The organism is Brevibacterium luteolum (genome assembly GCF_025147615.1).
GTDB classification, from domain to species: Bacteria; Actinomycetota; Actinomycetes; order Actinomycetales; family Brevibacteriaceae; genus Brevibacterium; species Brevibacterium luteolum.
Genome location: NZ_JALXPM010000079.1, coordinates 1 through 5,328, shown reverse-complemented (window position 1 = coordinate 5,328; position 5,328 = coordinate 1). Strand labels below are relative to the sequence as shown.

The 5,328-nt window shown below is 67.4% G+C and carries 4 protein-coding genes; all 4 read left to right on the top strand.

Annotation, left to right across the window (positions count from 1 at the left end; genetic code table 11):
• A partial coding sequence (locus M3C25_RS12920) for a TIGR01777 family oxidoreductase (protein WP_259857176.1) occupies window positions 1–988 on the top strand: 988 nt, incomplete at its 5' end.
• Window positions 989–1,074: 86 nt separating this feature from the next.
• Complete coding sequence (locus M3C25_RS12915) at window positions 1,075–2,451, top strand: NAD-dependent succinate-semialdehyde dehydrogenase (protein ID WP_259857174.1); 1,377 nt, start codon at window positions 1,075–1,077, stop codon at window positions 2,449–2,451.
• A gap of 146 nt (window positions 2,452–2,597) precedes the next feature.
• Window positions 2,598–3,374, top strand: coding sequence for a type 1 glutamine amidotransferase (locus tag M3C25_RS12910; protein WP_259857172.1), 777 nt, complete (start codon window positions 2,598–2,600; stop codon window positions 3,372–3,374).
• 245 nt (window positions 3,375–3,619) lie between these two features.
• Window positions 3,620–5,302 carry an alanine/glycine:cation symporter family protein gene (locus M3C25_RS12905; protein WP_259857170.1) on the top strand — a complete coding sequence of 561 codons (1,683 nt, stop codon included), beginning with the start codon at window positions 3,620–3,622 and terminating at the stop codon, window positions 5,300–5,302.
• The last annotated feature ends 26 nt before the right edge of the window (window positions 5,303–5,328 follow it).

Here is a 5,328-nt window from a genome sequence, read left to right as displayed (position 1 = left end):
ACTGCTCGCCGATCTCGCCTACCAGGATGAGCTCACCGCGATCGGCGGGCCGGAGCGGAAGAAGGTCCTCATTGCTGGTGCCTCAGGCACCGTCGGCTCACAGGTCGCCGCCCTCCTGTCGACCGGTGGACACGAGGTGCGCACACTAGTGCGCGACACCCCGCGGAAGGCCTCGGAGATCAAGTGGAACCCCGACCTCGGCATCCTCGACCCCAGCGCACTTGCCTGGGCCGATGTCGTCATCCACCTAGGCGGGGCAACGATCGGCACCCGCTTCTCACCGGCGGCCAAGGATCGGATCATGCGCTCGCGGCGCGATTCGACGAAGCTCATCGTGCTCACCATGGAGCAGCTGTCGGAGACCCGCCGACCCGAGGCGTTCATCTGCGCCTCGGCGATCGGCTACTACGGCTACGACCGCGGCGACGAAGAGCTCAACGAAGACGCCGGTTCCGGCGGCGGGTTCCTCGCCGAGGTGTGCCGCGCCTGGGAAGAAGAGGCTGCGAAGGCCGAAGCGCTCGGCGTGCGCTGGGTGTCGGTGCGCACCGCCCAGGTGCTCACCGCACTGTCAGGACCGCTGCGCCTGCAGCTGCCGCTGTACCTCTCCGGCCTCGGCGGGCGGATCGGCACCGGCCAGCAGTGGATGTCGTGGATCTCGCTCGACGACATCGCCCGCATCTACGCCCGTGCCGCCGTCGACCCGACCATGAGCGGGCCGGTCAACGCCGCGGCCCCACAGCCGGTGCGCCAGGCCGAGTTCGCTCAGGCGCTCGCCGGGCTGGCCTCGATGCCGGCATTCGTGCAGACCCCGCGCCTGGGTCCCGAGATGCTGCTGGGCAAGCAGGCGGCCCAGGAACTCGTGCTCGCCGACCAGCGGGTGGTGCCCACCCGGCTCGGCGAGCTCGGCTACCGGTTCCGGTACCCGGAGATCCGGCAGGCGATGGCCGACGCCCTCGGCTTCCCCGACACCGATCACACCGGCACTTGACTCGACCACCTTCAGCCCATTTCACCCGACCCTGACAGATCCACGCGCCCACCACCTCGGGCGCGGCCGAACCGAAAGGACACCCCATGAGCAGCGCAGGATACCGCGTGCAGAACCCCGCCACCGGCGAGATCGTCGAGACCTTCGACACCGCCAGCCAGGCCGACGTCGACACCGCCCTCGACCGCGCCCACACCGCCTACCAGTCGTGGCGGGAGATGCCGATCGAGGAGCGCGGGAAAATCGTCAAGCGCGTTGCCGAGCTCTTCACCGAGCGCAAGGACGAGCTCGCCCAGATCATCGCCGACGAGATGGGCAAGCCGTTGCCCGAAGGGGTTGAGGAAGCCGAATACTGCACCGACATCTTCAACTACTTCGCCGACAACGGTCCCACGCTGGCCGCTGACCAGGAGATCCCGACCTTCTCCGAGGGCAAGGCCTACGTCGAACGCCGCCCGATCGGTGTGCTGCTGGGCATCATGCCCTGGAACTTCCCCTACTACCAGGTCGCCCGCTTCGCCGCCCCGAACTTCATGCTCGGCAACACCATCATCCTCAAACACGCCGAGATCTGCCCGCGCTCAGCCCAGGCGATCCAGCAGATCATGGACGACGCTGGCGTGCCGGCAGGCGTGTACAACAACCTCTTCGCCAGCCACGACCAGATCGCAGAGATCATCGCCGACCCGCGCGTGCAGGGCGTCTCGCTGACCGGCTCCGAACGGGCCGGCTCCGTCGTCGGTGCGCTGGCCGGCAAGCACCTGAAGAAGGCCGTGCTCGAACTCGGCGGTTCCGACCCGTACGTCATCCTCGACACCGATGACGTCAAGGAAGCGGCGAAGACCGCCTGGGAGACCCGGATGTACAACACCGGCCAGGCCTGCAACTCGAACAAGCGGATGATCGTCATGGACGACATCTACGACGAGTTCGTCTCCGAGCTCTCGAGCCTCGCTGAGGGCATGAGACCCGGCGGGCCGGGCGATGACTACGAGACAACCTACACGCCGCTGTCGTCGAAGGAGGCCGCTGATCGGCTCGATGCGCAGGTCCAGCAGGCCGTCAAGGACGGTGCGACGCTGCGCGCCGGCGGCACGCGCGGCGACGGCGCCTACTACGCACCGACCGTCATCACCGATGTCACCAGCGACATGGAGGCCTACCGCGAGGAGCTCTTCGGACCCGTCGCCGTCGTGTACAAGGTGTCCTCTGATGAGGAGGCGCTCACGCTGGCCAACGACACCGACTTCGGGCTCGGCGGCGCGGTGTTCTCCAAGGACAAGGCCCGGGCGGAGAAGATCGCCCAGCAGCTCGACGTCGGCATGTCGAACGTCAACACCCCAGCCGGGGAGGGCGCCGAGGTGCCCTTCGGCGGCGTCAAGCGCTCCGGCTTCGGCCGCGAACTCGGCCCGCTGGGCATGGACGAGTTCGTCAACAAGCGCATGTACTACGTCGCCGAGTGATCTCTGCGGCACAGCGCTGAGCTGAACTGCCAGCGGGGCTCCCCTTCATCTGGAGGGGAGCCCCGTCTGCGCCTGCCGGCCGGCTGACGTCAGAAGGGTGCCCACGACCTGCCGATGAATGCTGCCCCGGGCGCTACTGTGGAGACATGTCACTGCGGATCCTCGTCATCGAACACGAAGCCAGCACGGATGCCCGGCGCTTCGGCGACTGGCTCGAACGCGCAGGTGCCGAGCTCATCGTCGCCCGCCCCTACCTCGGGTCCGAACATGCCGACCCCGGATCCGAACATGCCGACCCCGGGTCCGAACATGCCGACCCCGGCCCGCGGCTGCCTGCCGATGCCGCTGCGCTGCGCGCCGCCTACGACGCCCTCATCGTCCTCGGCGGAGCCGCCGGCCCGCTCGATGATGAGGACAACCCGTGGTTCCCGCATGTGCGCAGCCTGCTCGCTGCCTCAGCCGAGGGTGCATTCCCCAGCTTCAACATCTGCTTAGGCGGCGAGCTGCTCGCCGCAGCCACCGGCGGGCAGCTGCGCCGCCGCCGCGTCCCGCAGGTCGGGGCGTACATCGTCGCCGCCCGGCCCGAAGCCGCAGACGACCCGGTCTTCTCAGCGATGCCCGCCTTGGCGCCTGTGGTCCTGTGGCACCAGGAGGAGATGGGCCTGCCGCCGGGCGCGGTCCACCTCGTCGACGGCACCGACGCACCTGTGCAGGCGTTCCGGATCGGTCAGGCGTGGGGCACTCAGTTCCATCCCGAGACCACAGCAGAGCAGGCGCGGGGGTGGGGAGCCGATGTGTCGATGCCGGTGTGGTGCGGCAGGGCACGCGAGCAGGTGCTTGCGGAGATCGCGAACGCCGAGCCCGAGGTGGAGGCCGCAATGGCTCCGCTGGCGGCGGCGTTCGTCGACTATCTGCGCAGGTGATCACCGCTGCGCAGCCGATGACGGCGGTGCTGCCGCAGCGGTGGAACGGCGGGGGTGACGGGTCCAGCGGAACGCCGCAGATGAACCCGCCCAGGCCTAAATCTGCCGCATTCCGCGTCACGAATAGGCGTCGTTTCCAGCCTGAGCATTGGATTGGCAATGACTGAGTTGCTACTCTGCACACTGGCGCCGCAGCCGAACCGACCCTTTGGCCGTACGTCTACCACGCGCCCGACAACATGAATATGATTGCTCCACCTGCCGTTCTCGCCGGAGCGGCTGACCAGTCCAGCTCCTCCGTTGACCAGTTCATCGACGGTCTCTTCGCCCCATTCGCCGAATGGCTGTCATTCATCGTCTTCTTCGAGATCCCGATCTTCGGAGTCGGGTTGCCGCTCATCGTCGTCTGGCTCATGGTCGGCGCGATCTTCCTCACCGTCTTCCTGCGCTTCCAGCCGATCACCGGACTCGGGCACTCCCTCAAGGTCATCCGCGGCAAATTCACCCGCAAGACCGACCCTGGTGAGGTTTCGTCGTTCCAGGCGCTGGCCACCGAGCTCTCAGGCACCGTGGGCCTGGGCAACATCGCCGGTGTCGCAGTCGCGATCACGATCGGCGGACCGGGCGCGGCACTGTGGATCATCATCTTCGGCCTGCTGGCCATGTCGATGAAGATGGCCGAGGCGACCCTGGGGGTGAAGTACCGCCAGATCACCGGCGACGGCAAGACCTCCGGTGGGCCGATGTACTACCTGCGTGAGGGCCTGGCTGAGGTCGGCTGGCCGCGGCTGGGCAAGTTCCTCGCCGTGTTCTACGCCCTCACCACCCTCATCGGTGTGTTCGGCGCCGGCAACCTGTTCCAGGCCAACCAGGTCGCAGCGATCATCGTCGACTCCACCGGCGGTGACTCGAGCTTCCTGGCCGACAAGCTGTGGCTCATCGGCCTCGTTATGGCGCTCGTGGCCGGCTTCGTCATCATCGGCGGCATCAAGAAGATCGCCGAATGGACCTCGGCGATCACCCCGGCGATGGCGATCCTCTACACCGTGTCTGTGCTCATCATCCTCGCGATGAACATCACCAACATTCCGCACGCCTTCTGGCTCATGATCGAAGGCGCGTTCACCGGGGAGGGCGTGGCCGGCGGCATCGTCGGCGTGGCGATCGTCGGCATCCAGCGTGCGCTGTTCTCCAACGTCGGCGGTGTCGGCACCGCCGGTATGGCCCACGCGGCAGTCAAGACCGATGAACCGGCCACCGAGGGCTTCACCGCGATGTGGGAGCCGCTGGTCGACTCCGTCATCATCTGTACGCTCACCGCCCTGGCGATCATCACCACCGGCCTGTACCAGGCTGATGCCGGCGACGGCTCGACCGGCGCCGGTGTGGCCCTGACGAGCCAGGCGTTCGCGACCGTCTCTGCCTGGTTCCCTTACCTGCTGACCGTTGCCGTGGTGCTCTTCGGCTTCTCGACGGTGCTCTCCTATGCCTACTACGGCCAGAAGGCACTGGGATACCTGACGAAGAACTCGGTCGTGGCTGAGAAGATCTTCCAGTTCGTGTGGGTCGCCGCCGTGGTCGTCGGCTCGGCTGTCTCGCTCGACAGCGTCGTCGCCTTCTCCGATGCCACCCTGTTCCTCATGGCAGTGCCGAACCTGCTGGGTCTGTACTTCCTGTCGAAGATCGTGCGGATGGAGATCATCCGGCACAAGACGAAGGTCGCCGTCGGCACGATGAGCGAGGTGCCCGCCGACCTGCAGGTCGGTCTGCGCGACCACGAGCCCACCCCTGAGCAGGTCGAGCGGGAGAAGACCCGCCGCCACAAGGCCCGCGAGCACCGCAAGCGCGTGCGCTCGGGCTTCCGCAGCGCCCAGCGCAAGCGCGGTGTCGACGTCGACGCGCTCGACGACCCCGACCGGAAGATCTGAGCCGCACTCAGCTGAGACCGCACGCG

Coding starts and splice junctions, on each gene's coding strand:
- M3C25_RS12910 (WP_259857172.1), top strand. CDS start 2,598: ATGTCACTGCGGATCCTCGTCATCGAACACGAAGCCAGCACGGATGCC.
- M3C25_RS12915 (WP_259857174.1), top strand. CDS start 1,075: ATGAGCAGCGCAGGATACCGCGTGCAGAACCCCGCCACCGGCGAGATC.
- M3C25_RS12905 (WP_259857170.1), top strand. CDS start 3,620: ATGATTGCTCCACCTGCCGTTCTCGCCGGAGCGGCTGACCAGTCCAGC.